Origin of the sequence: Mycobacterium sp. THU-M104, assembly GCF_049197365.1 — a bacterium.
Classification (GTDB): domain Bacteria; phylum Actinomycetota; class Actinomycetes; order Mycobacteriales; family Mycobacteriaceae; genus Mycobacterium.
On record NZ_JBMIOP010000213.1, the window covers coordinates 1 to 15,962 of the forward strand.

Genomic DNA, 15,962 nt, shown 5'->3' on the forward strand with positions numbered 1-15,962 from the left:
CCGGACACCAGATTTTATGACAGCGCAGCTGGAAAAAACTTGAATCCGAGCTACCAGTCTCATGGCAGTGGCGCTGTGCCGGTCCAGATCGGTGTCAGTGCAGGCCAACGGTCATCATGAGCCGCGAAATGTTATCCATTTCACGCGGCCGTCCGGCCGAAGCCGCGACGGTTGGACCGGCCCGCACTCGGGCATTGCGCCCATGGACGCGCGGCTAGAGCTCGAGTCGGCAACGCTCGGTGCCCGGAGGCATCGGCGGGGCCGTCGTGCGGGTCTTCCTCATCCCCGGGCCGGGGTTGTTTCGCCTCGCCGTCGCGGTGCCGCTACTGCCCCTCGGACTCTGGCTTTGCCTGCCCAAACGAACCCAGCGCCAACCCCGGCGCCGGACGCGGGGCGGACCATCACACCGATCCATCACCGCGCCGGCCGCGGTCGTCGGCGTGGTCGGCGGACTCATCGGCGGATACCCGGGTGCCCGACTGCAACCATCTGTCCCCGAACCGCTCCTGCGCGCCGTTCTCGGCGTTTCGGCCATCGCGACCGCTGCGCTCTACGTCGTCCGGTGAGCGCGCACCGCATGTCATACGTAGAAAATCATCGAGCCGTCACCGCCGTTGGACAGGTACACCGGGCGTAGCAGGAACGGCAGCGCCCCGGTGTTCATCAGATCGTCGCCGGGCACCGTGATCGGGTAGTAGTCGCTGTAATAGTGGTACGCGTAGAGCGGCGTCGTGAGATTGCCCGGTCCATAGACGTAAATCTCTTGCCCTGGTTGGGCATTCACCAATGACGGAAGGGTTCCCAGCACGCCGCCGGTGTCGATGATCGAGCCGAGTTGAAAGGTCGGATACTGCGCCGGGCTGCCGTACGGTCCGCCGACCGTCACCAACAGATCACTGATGGGTGCACCGCTGATGGTGGCCAGCACGGACATCCCCGTCGGGGCCGGGCCGAAGTCGAGATAGGGCGTCGTCCCATAAACCTCGTTGATGAGCACACCCTGGCGAAGGCTCCCCGGCAGGGCCGTGATCGGGCTGCTGGGGCCCGGGCCGAGCGCGTTGGGCCCGACGCCCAGGACGCCGACGACCCCGTTGGGGGCGAAATAGTCGCTGAACGAAGTGGGGAACGACGACAGTCTCGTCGGCCAGGAGACGATGGGCACGTTGTAGGCGGTGGAGGTGGCGACGACGCCGTTGCCGAAATTCACCGGCCCCTGGAAGGTGAGGTAGAAATACCCCAGTCCCCCGCTGTATCCGCTGGTGCCGAATCCGGTGGGGATGCCCAGGTGCTGAATGCCGATGTACTGGAGGGGAAGCACCAGTCCCGTGGAGCCGGTGTCCAGGAGCAAAGGCACACTCGGCCCGCCGTTGACCGACGCGTAGATGATGGGTTCGACGACTTTGTACATCGTCAGGGGGACGGTGACGTTCTGCGGGGCGTCGGCGCCGGGAGCGCCGAGGGCGCCGTTGCTGCCCAACAACCAGCCCCCCATGCCGCCGGCCCCGCCGTATGCGGCCGAACCGCCGGTGCCGCCGTTTCCGCCGTTACCGATCAAGCCGGCGGACCCGCCCGGCCCGCCGACGTGTGTTCCGGTGCCGGAGCCGCCGTTTCCGCCGTTGCCCCAGAGGATTCCGCCGGGTCCGCCGGGTTCTCCGGACCCGGCGGCGCCGTTGGTTCCGTCTCCGATAAGCGGGCGATCCAACAGGGTGTTGGTGGGCGCGTTGATCGCGGCCACGACGTTCTGTTCGGCTCGGCCGAGTTCGAGCCGCACTGCTGTTACGGAATCAGCAGGATTGGCAAGGGCGCCCGAGGCGTCGGCGACCAGGCCTTCCAGGAACCTCGGCCAGGCCGATATCTGTGCCGCCGCAGCCGATACTCCGCTGTGATAGCCCACCATCGCCGCGACGTCGGCAGCCCACATGGATTCGTATTCGGCTTCGGCGGCCGCGATCGCAGGTGTGTTCTGTCCGAACAGGTTCGAAACCGCCAGACGGAGAAGTTAACTGCGGTTGGCCGACACGCTGAGCGGGTGCACGGTGGCGGCTCGCGTGGACTCGAATGCGCCGACGATCGCCTGCGCCTGGGCCGCGGTGATTTCGGCTTGAGACTGTGCGGCGCCGAGAAGGTACGTGTAACGCTGCGCGGCCGCGAGCATGGCAGCCGCCGCCGGCCCCTGCCAGGCTTGACCGGTCAAGCTCGCGGTGGTCGACGAAAACGCCTGCCCGGCCGAACCCAGTGCATCAGCCAATCCGTCCCACGATGCCGCCGCGGCCACCATCGGGGCCCCACCCGCACCGGCGAACATCAGCGCGGAGTTGGTCTCCGGGGGCCAGGTGAGAAAGCTCATGCCGGAGCGTCCTTTCCGCCGAATCCGCTGCTGCCGTGCTGCGCAGCGTACGACGGGAAACGCCACGGATACGCGGTGTTACCGCACCGGCATAGCAAACTCTAAGAATGCGCGGCGCCCGGGCGACTGTACTTCGTGCGCAATGCAATCCAGCGCGGGACTGTCGGGAGGCCGCGCGTCAGTAGAAGGCCATCGACCCGTTGCCGGCGTTCGAGAGATAGACCTCGTGCTCAAGGAACGGCAGGGCGCCGGTGTTCATGATGCCCGGATAATAGGTCGGGAAGTATGCGGTGGGGCTTGAACTGCTGTCGCCGTTGTAGGTGTACGAGTACAGCAGCGTCGGTGTGGCGCCGGGAGCGTAGACGTCAACGACGGTTCCCGACGGGACGTCGAACGGGATGGTCCCCTGCACACCTCCCGAATCGATGATCGAGTTGACGGAATACAAAATAGAGGTGCTGCCGGCCGGCGGTGTCTCCGTCAGTTCCAACGTGGTGATGGGTGCCCCGCTCACCGTGGCGATCGGCGTCATGTTCGTCGGTGCGGACTCGAACGTCAGGCTGGGCGACGTCGGGTTTGTCTCGTTGATGAGCACACCCTGGCTGAGGCTGCCCGGCAACGCCGTCAGGGGGCTGCTGGGGCCGGGACCGCCCGCGTTGGGCCCGATGCCCATGACGCCGACCACCCCGTCGGAAGCAAAGAACTGGCTGAAGGAGAAGCCGTAGTTCGCCAATCCTTGCAGCGTCGTCGGCCACGAGAGGATCGGCACGTCGACGGCGGTCGGCGAGGTCATGATCCCGCCCCCGAAATTCACCGGAGCGTCGAACGTCAGATAAAGGTAGTCCAGTCCCCCGCTGTAGCCGCTGATGCCTATTCCGTTGGGCAGACCGAGATTCCAGAGACCGATGTCCTGCAACGGGATCACCAGACCGGTGGATCCGGTGTCGACCAACAGGGGCACGCTCGACCCGCCGTTGACGGAGGCGTACACGATCGCCTCGGTCTGTTCGTAAATGGTGAGCGGAACCTGCCCGCTCGTCGCGCCGGTGCCGTTGGCGCCGGACGTACCGGGGCTCCCGAACAACCATCCCGCCTGGCCGCCGGGCCCACCGTAGGAGCCGCTCCCGCCGGTGCCACCGGTCCCGCCGTTGCCGATCAGCCCCGCCGCACCGCCTGCCCCACCGGGATGTCCTGCGGCACCCGAACCCCCGGTGCCGCCATTGCCCCACAGGATCCCGCCGGGCTGGCCGGCCTGCCCGGTATCGGCGGCGCCGCTGGCGCCGTTGCCGATCAGGGGACGGCCCAGCAACGTGTTGGTGGGCGCGTTGATCAGGTTCAGGACGGTCTGCTCTGCCTGGCCGAGGTCGGTGCCCAGGGTTTGCGCAGGGTTGATTGCCGGCCCGGCGACGGGGTTGGCGGCGGCCACCGAACCCACCGCCGCGGCCACCGGGTTCGCGGCGATCGCGCCCGAGAGCTGGGCGGACAGGCCTTGCCACGTGGCCGGCCACGCGGCGAATTGGGCCGCGACCGCCGAGACGCCACCGTGGTAGCCGAGCATCGCGGCCACGTCTTTGGCCCACATCTGCTCGTATTCGGCTTCGATGGCCGCGATCGACGGCGCGTTCTGGCCGAACAGGTTCGAGACCACCAGCTGCACCAACTGATCACGGTTGGCGGCCACGGCCACCGGATGCACGATGGCCGCCTGGGCCGACTCGAACGCGATGACGAACGCCTTGGCCTGGGTGGCCGCCGTTTGGGCTCCGGCCTGTGCCGCCGTCAGGAACCCAGCGTATCGCGCGGCGCTCGTCAACATGGCTGCGGACGCAGCTCCCTGCCAGCCTTGGCCGGCCAAGTCCGAGGTGATCGCGGAGAACGACTGCGCCGCCGAACCCAACGCAGTGACCAGGCCGTCCCACGAGGCCGCAGCCGCCAGGATGGGGGAAGTACCCGCTCCGGAAAACATCAGCGACGAATTGAGTTCCGGCGGGTACGTCAAGAAGCTCATGTCCGCTTGTCTTCCCCTCCGGGTGACGACACATCATCGGCGGTGACCGGCACAACTGCGCGCCGGCAGAGCCAAACACTAGGGAATCCCGGCGCGAAAATCTGGATTTTCGGCCATCGAAGGCGCACGCGTCGAAAAGCCGCGGGATCGCGTAGAGCGGATCACGCTGCCTCGTTGGGTGCCGACGGCATGCTTCCCGACCCCGACGAGCCCTACCGCTGCATTGGGCGCGGCCGCCGACATTGCCGTCGCCGGCGGTGTGGCAGGATTCGGAAATGCCTGTACGCAGACTCCCCCGCATCCTCGGTGTCCTGGTCGCGACGGCATGGGGTCTGCTGAGCGTCCCCCAGGGCGTTCCCACCGCTTCGGCCGATCCTTGCTCTGACGTCGAGGTGGTGTTCGCTCGCGGCACCCATCAGGAGCCGGGTTTGGGTGACGTCGGCCAGGCATTCGTCGACTCGCTTTCCTCGAAGCTCAGCGGGCAGTCCGTCGGCGTCTACGCCGTGGAGTATCCGGCCACCGACGACTACCACGGGAGCTCGTCGGCCGGTTCGGACGATGCGAGCGCTCACATCCAGAGCACCGTCGCCAACTGCCCCAAGACCAGGATTGTGCTCGGGGGATACTCCCAGGGCGCCACCGTGATCGACCTGTCGACCGAGCAGATGCCGCCCCCGGTGGCCGACCACGTCGCCGCTGTCGCCCTGTTCGGCGAGCCATCCAGCGGTTTCTCGAGCATGCTCTACGGCGGCCAGCCGCTGCCGACCATCAGCCCCCGCTACGCCGCGAAGACCATCAGCCTGTGCGCCCCGGACGATCCGATCTGCACCGGCGGGGGCAACATCATGGCTCATGTCTCCTACATCCAGTCCGGGATGACCGATCAGGCGGCGACATTCGCAGCCGACAAAATAACCCAGGGCGCTGCACGCACCTGAGGCCGTCTGTCCCCGCCGCCGAGGCGCCAGGGTGGTTTGGGGCCGCTAGGGTGACGGGCATGGCCATCGAGTCGACGATGCTTCCTCTCGGGACACCCGTTCCGTCGTTCGCGCTGCCCGAGCCGGCCACCGGCGCCACGGTCGGCCCCGACGAGCTCACCGGGCCCGCGCTTGTCGTCACCTTTGTGTGCAACCACTGCCCCTACGTCCAGCATGTCGCCGCCGGGCTTGCCGAACTGGGCCACGTCCTCGCAGGCCGTGGGGTTGCGATGGTCGGCATCTCCAGCAACGACGTCGCCACCTACCCGCAGGACGGCCCGGAAGAAATGGTCGCCGAGGCAAACCGCCACGGGTGGACCTTCCCTTATTTGTACGACGAAACCCAGGACGTCGCCCGCGCGTTCTCCGCTGCCTGCACCCCCGACACGTTCGTGTTCGACGGCGAGCGCCGGCTCGTCTATCGCGGCCAGCTCGACGACTCCAGGCCCGGCAATGGCAAGCCCGTCACGGCAGCCGACGTGCTGGCCGCGGTCGACGCGGTGCTCGCCGGGCGCGCGGTCGCTCCCGACCAGCGGCCGTCGACCGGCTGCGGAATCAAGTGGCGATGAAGCAGTCGAGCAGACGAGGCAGGTCGCACTGGTGAAAGTGGTCCTGGCAGCTTATGGAAGCCGCGGTGACATCGAACCCTGTGCCGCCGTCGGTCGCGAGCTGATGCGCCGAGGCCACGAGGTGACCATGGCCGTACCGCCGGACATGCGCAGCTTCGTCGAGGCCGCCGGACTCGTCGCTGCCGCCTACGGCAGGGACACGCGCGAACGGATGAACGCGGCCGCGAATTTCGTTCGTCAGGTCGACAACCCGCTCCATGCGCTGCCTGAGCTCATGGACGAGGTTCTCCAGATCTCGACGGAGAAGAACACCGCTCTGGTCTCGCTGGCGGCGGGGGCCGACCTTCTCCTGGCAGGCATGAACGAGCAGGGGCTCGCCGCGAATGTGGCCGAATATCGACGGGTTCCGTTCGCCGCGCTGCATTTCTTCCCGGCGCAGCTGCAGCCTTCCGGTGGGCTGATTTCGAATCTCAAGACGCAGGCCGAGGCGGCCCAGCGCGAGATGCTGGGCCTGCCGGATACCCCCGCGGCGGGTTCGCTGGAGATCCAGACCTACGACTACCTCTGCGCGGCCAAGCTGGCCGACGAATGGCGGGAAACCGATGCTGCGCGGCGGCCCTTCGCCGGCTCGCTCACCCTCGAGCTGACGACGGATGCCGACGAGGACGTTCTGTCCTGGATCGCCGAGGGAACGCCGCCGATCTACTTTGGCCTGGGCAGCACGCCGATCGATTCCGCGGCCGACATGGTCGGCATGGTCGGTGCGGCCGCCGAGCGGTTGGGCGAGCGGGTGTTGATCTGCAGCGGGCCCAACGATTTCACCGGTGTCCCCCATCCGGACCGCGTCAAGATCGTCGCCACGGTGAACCACGCGGCCGTCTTTCCGTTGTGCCGCGCGGTCGTTCACCATGGGGGCGCCGGCACCACGGCCGCGGGTATGCGGGCCGGGATTCCGACGTTGATCCTCTGGCTTTGGCTCGATCAGCCGATGTGGGCGGATGCGGTCGTCCGGCTGGGCGTCGGTTGTGAGAGGCAGCTCCCGGCCACCACGGCGGAAACGCTCGTCGAAGATCTGCGACGCATTCTGACGCCGGAATGCGTCGCGAGGTGCCAGGAGCTTCGCACGCAGATGACCGAAGCCGCCAAGAGTGTCGCCTATACCGCGGGTCTGCTGGAAGAGCTGGTCGTGCCAGCCGACGGCTAGCCACATGGGGTTCGGCCGCGCCGGGGCACGTGCCCTGCGGCAGGCGGACGAATGCGGCAGGCGTCTGCTCTGGCGCACAAAGTGGTGGGCTAGGCTGTGCGCCCAGAGTTTTCAACTCGGCAAGGAGAGCATGCATGCACCGGGTGGCGATACTCGACGACTATGCGGGTGTCGCCCTCGACGTCGCCGACTGGTCGCCGGTGCAGACGCGTGCCCAGGTCACCGTCTTCGGCCACCATCTCTCCGAGACAGAGGCCGCGGCGGCGCTGCGCCCTTTCGACGTGGTGTGCACCATGCGTGAACGGATGGCCTTCCCGCGCAGTCTTTTCGAGCGACTTCCCAACCTTAGGCTGGTCACCATCGTCGGCACCAGCCTGCCGAACCTGGACATGGACGCGGCCACCGAGTGCGGTGTCGCAATTGCCCACTCTGACTTCGCCGATCCGCGGTTCCGGTCGGTGCGGGACGCCACGCCGGAATTGGCCTGGGGACTGATGATCGCGACCGTTCGCCACCTGGCCGAAGAGCATCGGCACATGCGCGGCGGCGGCTGGCAGTCCACCGTGGGAATGACGTTGTGGGGCAAGACCCTTGGGCTGATCGGCCTTGGCAGGACCGGCAGACGCATGGCCGGGTACGCGAAAGCCTTCGGCATGGACGTCATCGCGTGGAGTCACAATCTCACCGAGGAGTCCGCGGCGGTCGTCGGCGCCCGCCGCGTCGACAAGGCGACGCTGTTCGAAGACGCCGACGTCGTCTCTGTCCATCTGGTTCTGTCCGAGCGCACCCGCGGTGTGGTCGGTGGCCCCGAGTTGGGCGCGATGAAGCCGCACGCCTACCTGATCAACACGTCGAGGGGTCCGATCGTCGACGAGACGGCGCTGCTCGCTGCGCTCGAATCCGGGCGCATCGCCGGGGCGGGTCTCGACGTGTACGACACCGAACCGCTCCCCGCGGATCATCCGCTGCGGCGGCTGCCGAATGTGACGCTGTCTCCGCACCTCGGTTACGCCACCCGCGAGATGCTGGGCGCGTTCTACGCCGACACCGTCGAGGCTGTCGTCGCGTGGCTGGACGGTGCGCCCATCCGCATCGCCAACCCCGAAGCCTTGCAGCGATACTGACGTTGCCGCCGCCTCCCCTCACGCCCACGAGTGCGCCGACACGGACAGTTGCCCGAAGCGCTTAAGGGCCAGCAGTTGCGTTACCCGACGATGTTTTTCGGCATCACGGTGGGGCGGACCCCGTATCGGGGCATGCCGTAGTTGAGTACCGATCCGCGTTCCCCCGCGCCGGCGGTCGGCGCCCCCGGCACGCCCGGCATACCGGGCATACTCGCTGCACCCTCCGGTCCAGCACCCGGATCGGCGCCGGGAATTGCGGTGGTCGCCGGAGTGGTCGCATTCGCTGGGGCGACTGCGGACCAGCTCTGTGGCGCCGACAAGGTCCCCACCAAATTGGCCCGGCCCATCCCTGCCGACACCGTGCCCCCAGTTCCCTCCAGCGGGGTGACCGCCGACACCACGGTCGGTGCCCCCGGGACAGCACCGCCCTGAATCGAGGAGGCGAGTCCGATGCGGTGGACAGCACTGGCTCCGATCGGACCAATGAGCGCCACGTCACCGGCCGACACGAATCCACTCATGGACGCGGCCGGAAATCCGGTGTCTCCGGTGGTCATCAAGGCGGTGCCCAGGGAGCTGTGTGTCGCCCCGTCCAGCGTATTCAGCAGCCCGGGAAGCCCCGACGTCGTCGTGTCGGAATCGGGCGCGATGAGGCTCGACGATCCAGTCGCCTTCGACGACGCGGCCCCCAGGGGCGACGAGAGTTGGTGCAGTGCCGATTGCAGCCCGGACATTTTGTTGGCCACGCCGCCAATGGCGTTGCCCGAAGCACGGGTGGTCGCGGCGGCTTGACGGGCTTGACCGGCCGGGTCGGTGGTCTTGGGGGGCTGGGAGAACGGTCTCGGTTTCGACGCCGTTGCCGACGCGCCGGCATACTGATACATCGCAGAGCTGTCCTGGGCCCACATTTCTCCGTACTGGGCCTCGTTAGCGGCGATCATCGGGGTGTTCTGCCCCAAAACGTTCGTCGCGACCAGCGACGCCAGTTGGGTGCGATTGGCGGCGATCGCGGTGGGCGGCACGTGCTCGGTAAAGGCGGTCTCGTAGGCAGCTGCGGCAGATGTGGCCTGTTCCGCAATCCGCTCCGCTTGCGCGGCCGCGATGGACATCCACTCGATATAGGGGGTGACCGCGACGGCTAGGGACCTCGATGCGGGGCCGAGCCATTCTTCGCTGGTCAGGTCGGAGATTGTGGATTCATAAGCACTCGCTGTCGAATGCAGCTCGCTGGCCAGCCCATCCCAAGCCGACGCGGCGGCCAACATCGGTCCCGACCTAGGGCCAGCATAAATGCGCGCAGAGTTGACTTCTGGAGGTAGTGCCCCGTAATCCAAAGTTCCGATCATCGATGAACCTTCCTGTCCTTTTTCTCCTCAATTAATCACGCAGGAGAAGAAACGAATCCGCCAGCGCAACCCACTGGGACCGAGGAACCCCGTGCCACCGCACGACACACACCGTCGGCATATCCACCCCGCGACCGAAACCACGAAAAACCGAGTTCGGCGCCAATGTAATCATCGTCGCACTCTCTCCTCCGAGTCAGAATTCACAAAATCTCAAGAAAATACACCCCACCGTTTCAGGGGGTGCTCATCGCATGGGCGATCCCCACGTGCTGTTGTTCGACGAGCCGACAACCGGGGTCGACGTCCGCGGCGAAGAGACCGTCTACGCCCTGCTGGCGCGGCCTCATCGGGAACGGAACCTCACGATGATCATCGTCCCCCACGATCTCACGGTCGTGCACCGGCTTTCCTCGGCGGTGCTGTGTCTAGACAAGCAACCGATCTGCCAAGGCGCGCCGTCGTCGGTGCTCACCGCCGAGAACCTGCGGCGGCTGTACGGCGCCGAGGTGAAGTTCTACGAGCACAAGCACGAGTAGGGACATGCAGACCTTCGTTCTCAGCCTGATCTGCGGGACGTTCATCGGCGCACACGAGGCGGCCGGGGACGCGGGTGGCGGCTACCGCGAGCATCCCGGCCGAGATGGCGATGCCAGGACCCTGTGTCCGCGACACGCCAGGAACTCCGCGAGTCGTCCCGTTCCGCAGCCTACGTCGATCACGAGTCCCCCGGAGTGCCCTGACATTGCCGCAGCGACCACTACCAGCTCGATCGCCCACGCGTGAGAGCCCCAGGGCTTGTCGAACCAGGCGTCATACGCGCGGGCCTGGGGGGTCGTGGTCAGTTCATCGACTTTCGGTCGTGCCCGTATTTCCGGAGCGCGTCGAATCGCGCGCCACCCGTTGCGTCATGCGCTCGAACCCGCCGTCTCGCGATGAGGCAACCGGGCAACAATCACAGGAATCTGAGCGGAATTGACCACCGCCCGGCTCACCGAACCGAGCAGCATGCCCGAGAAACCGCCACGACCGTGGCTGCCGACCACCAAGAGCTGGGCGGCGTTCGCCTGCTCGAGCAGTCGGGGCGCCGGTAGGTCGCACACGACGACCTTCCGCACGGCGACATCCGGATAACGCTCTTGCCAACCACAAAGACGTTCGGCCAAGGCTTCTTCCTCACGGACTTCGATGTTGCGCCACTCGATCGGCGCCCAATTCATACTCGCGAAATCCAGCGGACCCATGTCGCTCCAGGCATGCAGGGCAACCAGTTCCACGCCACGGCGCGACGCCTCGTCAAAGGCGATCCCGGTGGCCAACTCCGACGTCGGCGACCCATCGATGCCGACCACGACCGGCGCCTCGGACGATCGGGATGCGGGCGGATCCTCGTCGTGGACCACGCAGACCGGGCAGTGGGCGTGCTGGACGAGGCCGGAGCTGACCGATCCCAGCAACGAGCGGCTCACCGCCCCCTGGCCGCGGCAACCCACCACCACCATGTCGGCTTGCCTGGACAGGTCTACCAGGGCAGGAACTACGGGAGCGAACAGCACCTCGCAGGTGATGTGCGATGCACGATCGGGTGAAGTCGCGTCGACGGCGACCCTGCGGGACTCCTCGACGAATTGATGCGACCAATCTTCCTGGTACTTAGACAAGCTCGTTGGCGAAGGCGGTTCCACCCACGGCTCCACGGGAGTAACCACCGGCGCGACGACGTGAACCAACCGGAGAGCGACGTGGCGCATCGCGGCATTCCGCGCCGCCCACCTGACGGCTTGGACCGAAGACGGCGAACCGTCGACACCCACCACAATTCCGACCGGTTGAACTGCCATGAGGTCGACGTTAGGCGGGGGTACAGACCGAGTCAGGAGACTTTGGTCACCAACCGCGCGAACGACCGACGCGGCGACACACCAGGCCTCCGAATTGGGTTTGCACACATGAGGACACATGCATAAGTTACTTCGTGTGACTGCGGTGGGAGCGGCCCGGTGAGCGCGGGTCATTCACACGCGCACGGGCATCCCTCGGCCGACAGCGATCGGCGGTGGCTGATCGGCGCGCTGCTGGTGATCGTTGCCTACATGATCGGCGAGGTCGCCGTCGGTGTGATCGCGAGCTCGCTGGCGTTGATCTCCGATGCCGCGCACATGCTCACCGACGCCGGTTCGATCGCGTTGGCGCTGTACACGATTCGGTTGGCGGCGCGCCCTGCGTCCGGGTTCATGACCTACGGGTGGAAGCGTGCGGAGATCGTGTCCGCACAGGTGAACGGTCTGACGCTGGTGCTGTTGGCGGTATGGTTGGCCGACGAGGCGATCCGCCGGCTCATCGACCCGCCCCAGGTCACCGGCAGCTTGGTGTTGATCACCGCGTTGGTCGGCATCGCGGTGAACGTGGCGGCAACGTTGATGATCGGTCGCGCCAACCGCACCAGCCTCAACGTCGAGGGGGCGTTCCAGCACATCCTCAACGACCTGTTCGCGTTCGTCGCCACCGCCGTGGCCGGCGGGATCATGCTGATGACGCAATTCTGGCGGGCGGACGCCATCGCGACCTTGATCGTGGTCGCGTTGATGGTACGCGCGGGATTCGGTCTCCTCGCGGCCTCTGTGCGGGTCTTCATGGAGGCCGCGCCGAAAGATCTCGATCCGGTCGCAGTCGGGCGGGTCATGGCCGGCTGCGATGCGGTGGTCGAGGTGCACGATCTGCACATCTGGGAGATCACCTCGGGCTCCCCCGCCCTGTCTGCGCACGTGCTGGTCGAGGAAGGAATGAATTGCCACCTGGTGCGCGCCGACCTGGCGCGGCTGCTCGACGAGCGACACGGCATCCACCACACCACTTTGCAGCTCGACCATGCCGGTAGCGACGAGGCAGAGCGCGATCAGTCAGCGCGTGCGCCGCACTGCGAGGAACCGCACGGCCCCGCGCACCGGTCCCCGCCGCCCCCTGACCCGGTACACGCGTGTTCACCGACGTGATCAAGGCCGACTGCGCGACTGCGGCGTGGGCGTACAGAACCACCATGGTGGCGAAGTCGCGTACGCAGCCAGTTGCCTCGCTCAGGGTGACGCGGAAGTTCGGGTGGCACTTGCGGTCATCGAGAGGGACCTGCGCGGTGCGCGACCTCAGCACCCCAGCATTCTGACCGTGTAGCCGCGCCCGCGATTTCCGATGCGACCAAAACAATTACTCTGAGCAATAGTTTGATTCTGCGGCACTGACCATCGCCGTGACGTCGGCAAACGTGATGGTTTTAGAGCCCAGAGCGGAATGAATATCCTGGCTGATGGAATCCGGCGTCTTTCCGTCTTTGCGATCGGCGCAAATCTGCTTCCCCAAGGCAACTATGGGGGCATCCTCGCCCGCCGGCCACGTGAAGCCCAGACGGTGCATTTGCGTCAGGAACGTGTTGTCGGGATCGCTGCCGGCGTCGGCCAGTGCCAGCGCCGGAGTCGGCAGGAGCGCAGCGCCAACAAGCACCGCGCAGAGTGCAGTCAACCGGCGGAGTGCAATCGTCATCGGCATAAACCTCCTCCCGGCAAAAACGATACACAGTCAGGCTCCTGAGCGTGCCGTCAATGTGACCCACACCACGAAGAAGTAACTTTGCTGTAACTTGGCGCATCACTATCTGCGGCGGATTTAACCTGGCAAAATCGCCCTGGATCGTGGTGGCGGTATTTGCCGAGTCGCTCGGCTCGTCAGTTGGGGCTGTGGAGGAATGGCCTGCGGTCGTCGGCGAAGAAAGGTGGCGAGCAGGAGACGAATCGATGAATTTCTCGTGTTCGCGGGTGTCTGTGTCAGCTGCCGGCCACGGGCCAGATCACCGGGTCGCCGACGGCGATGACGCCAGGCTCCACGACCTCCAGGTATGCTCCCGCGCAAGGCCTCGAAGCGTCGGAACCGCCTGTCCGGAAACGGTTCTCGGCTCCCGGAGTGCGAAGTGCCTGCGGGGCGAGGGGGAGCACCCCTTGCGTCGACGCACAACCTGTCCACGGTCTCGCTCAGCATCGACTTGACCGGGTAGCGGCACAGGCTCTCGACCCGCATCCGCCCCGCTGCGCGATTCCCGGGAGTCGTCGGATCGGCCACGAGGACAACTGTAGGCGGGCGCGCCCGGCGTCAGTTCGTCGTGAAGTGGTGGTGGATCAGGTCGAGACTCAACGGATCGTCGCGCAGCGAGTCGGCCGACGCCCCGGTGTGTGACCGCGAAGGGCGTCCTGTAGAAGAGTCTCGTGGAGGAGCCGAGCCCCCGATCGTTCGATCCGCCCGCGCTGCGGGACGCGGTGGCCCGGCGGTTGCATCGTCGAACCGTCGCCGAAGGCACGCTGACGCTGCCGGCCGTTCCCGCCCTCATCGACGAGTACGTCAGGATGTGCGGGCAGCTATTCGCCGGTGCAGGCGTCCAGCACACAGCCGAACAGTCCGCGCAACTTCGGAGTGTGCTGGAAACCGAGCTGGCAAGGGGCTATCGGGCCTCGCCCCGGTCGAACGTCGTCATCACGTACCACACCCCCTTCGGCACGACGCTGAACTATCGCGTCAAGGCAGAATGGTGGACGCTCGAAGCCGACTACGACCACTGGGTCGAGACCCGCCCGGCCCCGCTGTTCGGCAGCGAACCTGATGCGCGCGTATGGGCGCTGGCCGGCGAGGCTGCCGACCCGGAGAGGTGCCGGGTGCTCGACCTCGGCGCGGGAACCGGGCGCAATTCCCTGGCTCTGGCGCGCCGGGGCCACCCGGTCGATGCGGTCGAGATGACGCCCAAGTTCGCCGACATCATCCGCATCGAGGCGGACAAGGGATCGCTGGACGTGCGCGTCATCCAGCAGGATGTCTTCGCGGCCATGGAAAGTGTCGATTCGGAGTACCAGCTGGTCGTCGTCTCCGAGGTGGTGCCCGACTTCCGTACGGCGTCCCAGCTGCGAGAGGTGTTCGACCTGTCCGCCCGTCTGCTGGCGCCCGGCGGGCGCCTGGTGCTCAACACCTTCCTGGCCCATCCCGGCTACACACCCGACGCTGCGGCGCGGGAGATGGGCCAACAGTGCAACACGATGATCTTCACCCGCGACGAGGTGGCGACCGCGACGGCCGGGCTGCCCTTGGAGCTCGTGTCCGATGACCCTGCCTACGACTTCGAGAAAGCCCATCTGCCCGTAGCTGCCTGGCCGCCCACGGGGTGGTTCGAGGGGTGGGCGCGCGGTCTGGACGTGTTCGACGTCGAGCCGGCAGACTCGCCGATCGACCTGCGCTGGCTGGTGTACCGGAAGACGGATTAGCGCCGCAACGCCCCAGGACGAGGCGGTCAGGTCGCCGGGTGGAGGGCCCTTCCGGCGGGGTGCTGTGCGCGGGGAACCGGGACCCCTGCAGTGACGCCGGCGATGCGGACCGGCCGGCGCGGCCCTGCGGCGCGGTCCGACCGCCATCACACGCCTGCCGCGCCACCCCGACACGTATGCCTGAACCTCAACGCCGACAATCGCGCACTCGGCTCCTCAACTGCATACCAAACCGGTACCATCTGTGCAGTGAGCATACAAATTGCGGTCCGCTTACCCGACGAGATCGTCGCTTTTATCGATGGCGAAGTCCGGGGACAACATGCCCGCAGCCGTGCAGCTGTCGTGGTGCGGGCGCTGGAACGGGAACGCCGCCGCCGTCTCGCCGAACGCGACGCGGAGATCCTCGCGGCCAGCACGTCAATGCCGAGTGACCTGGATGCGCTGACCGGCCACTCTGCCCGTACCATCCTCGACATCGACTGATGCGACCCATCCACATCGCCCAGCTTGACAAGGCAAGACCCGTCCTGATTCTCACCCGCGAGGTCGTGCGTCCGCATCTCACCAACGTCACCGTCGCTCCGATCACCACAACAGTCCGAGGGCTGGCCACCGAAGTCTCGGTCGGTGCGGTGAACGGGCTGAATCAACCGTCCGTCGTCAGTTGCGACAACATCCAAACGATCCCGGCATCTGATCTTCGTCGTCGAATCGGCTACCTTTTTGCGTCGCAGGAACCAGCCCTTGCAGACGCCATCGGCAACGCGTTCGACCTCGACTGGGTCGTGCCATAGGCCGGTAAGGGCATCGTGGCTCATGCCGCGGTCGAGGTGTACGGCGGGCGTGCAGTGGCCTCACCCTCACATGGCGCAAACAACACCCAGACCCCGTCAGGCCTCTTTACCAGCAATTTTGTCGGTCATTCACGATCGAGACAGCAGAACAATCTGACCTTGCGTGCAAATCGGGAATCTACACCGGGTACCGCGCCGCACCATCGAGCGGCGAGAGCACTGTGAGGAAGGCGGCCCTTCCCTAGTCGACGGTTCCTGGTGGCGCCACCCATTCCGTGGGCTGACCGGTGATCGTC

General features: G+C 66.5%; 15 protein-coding genes and 1 pseudogene. 10 read left to right on the plus strand and 6 right to left on the minus strand.

Annotated features, from left to right (window positions below):
• Positions 1–239: 239 nt before the first annotated feature.
• Positions 240–566, plus strand: a complete 327-nt coding sequence (locus tag ACOJVU_RS16515; protein WP_421530755.1) for a hypothetical protein — start codon at positions 240–242, stop codon at positions 564–566.
• Positions 567–580: 14 nt separating this feature from the next.
• Here the strand turns inward: ACOJVU_RS16515 and ACOJVU_RS16520 are convergent, their stop codons facing one another.
• The 3 genes and pseudogenes from ACOJVU_RS16520 to ACOJVU_RS16530 all read right to left on the minus strand — a co-directional run bounded on the left by ACOJVU_RS16520 (position 581) and on the right by ACOJVU_RS16530 (position 4,355).
• Positions 581–1,492: a PecA family PE domain-processing aspartic protease gene (locus ACOJVU_RS16520; protein ID WP_421530767.1), complete on the minus strand. Its 912-nt coding sequence runs from the start codon at positions 1,490–1,492 to the stop codon at positions 581–583.
• A pseudogene (locus ACOJVU_RS16525) lies at positions 1,490–2,347 on the minus strand (PPE family protein); the annotation flags it as partial. The pseudogene ACOJVU_RS16525 and the gene ACOJVU_RS16520, both read right to left, overlap by 3 nt.
• A 178-nt stretch (positions 2,348–2,525) precedes the next feature.
• Complete coding sequence (locus tag ACOJVU_RS16530; protein ID WP_421530756.1) at positions 2,526–4,355, minus strand: PecA family PE domain-processing aspartic protease; 1,830 nt, start codon at positions 4,353–4,355, stop codon at positions 2,526–2,528.
• A gap of 275 nt (positions 4,356–4,630) precedes the next feature.
• Between ACOJVU_RS16530 and ACOJVU_RS16535 the strand changes: the two genes are divergently transcribed.
• From ACOJVU_RS16535 to ACOJVU_RS16550, 4 genes are all read left to right on the plus strand, one after another.
• On the plus strand, positions 4,631–5,293 hold the full coding sequence (locus tag ACOJVU_RS16535; RefSeq protein ID WP_421530757.1) for a cutinase family protein: 663 nt from the start codon (positions 4,631–4,633) through the stop codon (positions 5,291–5,293).
• A gap of 59 nt (positions 5,294–5,352) precedes the next feature.
• The gene (locus ACOJVU_RS16540) at positions 5,353–5,901 is read left to right on the plus strand and encodes a thioredoxin family protein (RefSeq protein WP_421530758.1); all 549 of its coding nucleotides are present in this window, start codon (positions 5,353–5,355) and stop codon (positions 5,899–5,901) included.
• 31 nt (positions 5,902–5,932) lie between these two features.
• Complete coding sequence (locus ACOJVU_RS16545) at positions 5,933–7,105, plus strand: glycosyltransferase (protein WP_421530759.1); 1,173 nt, start codon at positions 5,933–5,935, stop codon at positions 7,103–7,105.
• Between the two features lie 134 nt (positions 7,106–7,239).
• The gene (locus ACOJVU_RS16550; protein ID WP_421530760.1) at positions 7,240–8,229 is read left to right on the plus strand and encodes a D-2-hydroxyacid dehydrogenase family protein; all 990 of its coding nucleotides are present in this window, start codon (positions 7,240–7,242) and stop codon (positions 8,227–8,229) included.
• A gap of 80 nt (positions 8,230–8,309) precedes the next feature.
• On the opposite strand, the gene ACOJVU_RS16555 is transcribed toward ACOJVU_RS16550, so the two are convergent.
• Entirely contained in the window at positions 8,310–9,575 is a 1,266-nt protein-coding gene (locus ACOJVU_RS16555; RefSeq protein WP_421530761.1) for a PPE family protein, read from the minus strand.
• A 254-nt stretch (positions 9,576–9,829) separates the two neighbouring features.
• Here ACOJVU_RS16555 and ACOJVU_RS16560 point away from each other — a divergent pair, with 254 nt between their 5' ends.
• A complete protein-coding gene (locus ACOJVU_RS16560) occupies positions 9,830–10,114 on the plus strand; it encodes a hypothetical protein (protein WP_421530762.1) in 285 nt (94 codons plus the stop codon).
• A gap of 369 nt (positions 10,115–10,483) precedes the next feature.
• Here the strand turns inward: ACOJVU_RS16560 and ACOJVU_RS16565 are convergent, their stop codons facing one another.
• A complete protein-coding gene (locus ACOJVU_RS16565) occupies positions 10,484–11,416 on the minus strand; it encodes a universal stress protein (RefSeq protein ID WP_421530768.1) in 933 nt (310 codons plus the stop codon).
• 159 nt (positions 11,417–11,575) lie between these two features.
• Here ACOJVU_RS16565 and ACOJVU_RS16570 point away from each other — a divergent pair, with 159 nt between their 5' ends.
• Positions 11,576–12,568 carry a cation diffusion facilitator family transporter gene (locus ACOJVU_RS16570; protein ID WP_421530763.1) on the plus strand — a complete coding sequence of 331 codons (993 nt, stop codon included), beginning with the start codon at positions 11,576–11,578 and terminating at the stop codon, positions 12,566–12,568.
• 208 nt (positions 12,569–12,776) lie between these two features.
• Here the strand turns inward: ACOJVU_RS16570 and ACOJVU_RS16575 are convergent, their stop codons facing one another.
• A complete protein-coding gene (locus tag ACOJVU_RS16575; RefSeq protein ID WP_421530764.1) occupies positions 12,777–13,109 on the minus strand; it encodes a DUF732 domain-containing protein in 333 nt (110 codons plus the stop codon).
• Between the two features lie 716 nt (positions 13,110–13,825).
• On the opposite strand from ACOJVU_RS16575, the gene ACOJVU_RS16580 reads away from it, so the two are divergent.
• From ACOJVU_RS16580 to ACOJVU_RS16590, 3 genes are all read left to right on the plus strand, one after another.
• Positions 13,826–14,869, plus strand: coding sequence for a class I SAM-dependent methyltransferase (locus tag ACOJVU_RS16580; protein ID WP_421530765.1), 1,044 nt, complete (start codon positions 13,826–13,828; stop codon positions 14,867–14,869).
• A 180-nt stretch (positions 14,870–15,049) separates the two neighbouring features.
• Entirely contained in the window at positions 15,050–15,355 is a 306-nt protein-coding gene (locus tag ACOJVU_RS16585; protein ID WP_421530769.1) for a YlcI/YnfO family protein, read from the plus strand.
• Positions 15,355–15,666: a type II toxin-antitoxin system PemK/MazF family toxin gene (locus ACOJVU_RS16590; protein WP_421530766.1), complete on the plus strand. Its 312-nt coding sequence runs from the start codon at positions 15,355–15,357 to the stop codon at positions 15,664–15,666. Before ACOJVU_RS16585 ends, ACOJVU_RS16590 begins: the two co-directional genes overlap by 1 nt.
• Positions 15,667–15,962: the final 296 nt, after the last annotated feature.

Excerpts from the sequence above, each read along its gene's own strand:
- ACOJVU_RS16520 (WP_421530767.1), bottom strand. The coding sequence starts at position 1,492 with ATGGGGGGCTGGTTGTTGGGCAGCAACGGCGCCCTCGGCGCTCCCGGC.
- ACOJVU_RS16530 (WP_421530756.1), bottom strand. The coding sequence starts at position 4,355 with ATGAGCTTCTTGACGTACCCGCCGGAACTCAATTCGTCGCTGATGTTT.
- ACOJVU_RS16535 (WP_421530757.1), top strand. The coding sequence starts at position 4,631 with ATGCCTGTACGCAGACTCCCCCGCATCCTCGGTGTCCTGGTCGCGACG.
- ACOJVU_RS16540 (WP_421530758.1), top strand. The coding sequence starts at position 5,353 with ATGGCCATCGAGTCGACGATGCTTCCTCTCGGGACACCCGTTCCGTCG.
- ACOJVU_RS16550 (WP_421530760.1), top strand. The coding sequence starts at position 7,240 with ATGCACCGGGTGGCGATACTCGACGACTATGCGGGTGTCGCCCTCGAC.
- ACOJVU_RS16555 (WP_421530761.1), bottom strand. The coding sequence starts at position 9,575 with ATGATCGGAACTTTGGATTACGGGGCACTACCTCCAGAAGTCAACTCT.
- ACOJVU_RS16560 (WP_421530762.1), top strand. The coding sequence starts at position 9,830 with ATGGGCGATCCCCACGTGCTGTTGTTCGACGAGCCGACAACCGGGGTC.
- ACOJVU_RS16565 (WP_421530768.1), bottom strand. The coding sequence starts at position 11,416 with ATGGCAGTTCAACCGGTCGGAATTGTGGTGGGTGTCGACGGTTCGCCG.
- ACOJVU_RS16575 (WP_421530764.1), bottom strand. The coding sequence starts at position 13,109 with ATGACGATTGCACTCCGCCGGTTGACTGCACTCTGCGCGGTGCTTGTT.
- ACOJVU_RS16590 (WP_421530766.1), top strand. The coding sequence starts at position 15,355 with ATGCGACCCATCCACATCGCCCAGCTTGACAAGGCAAGACCCGTCCTG.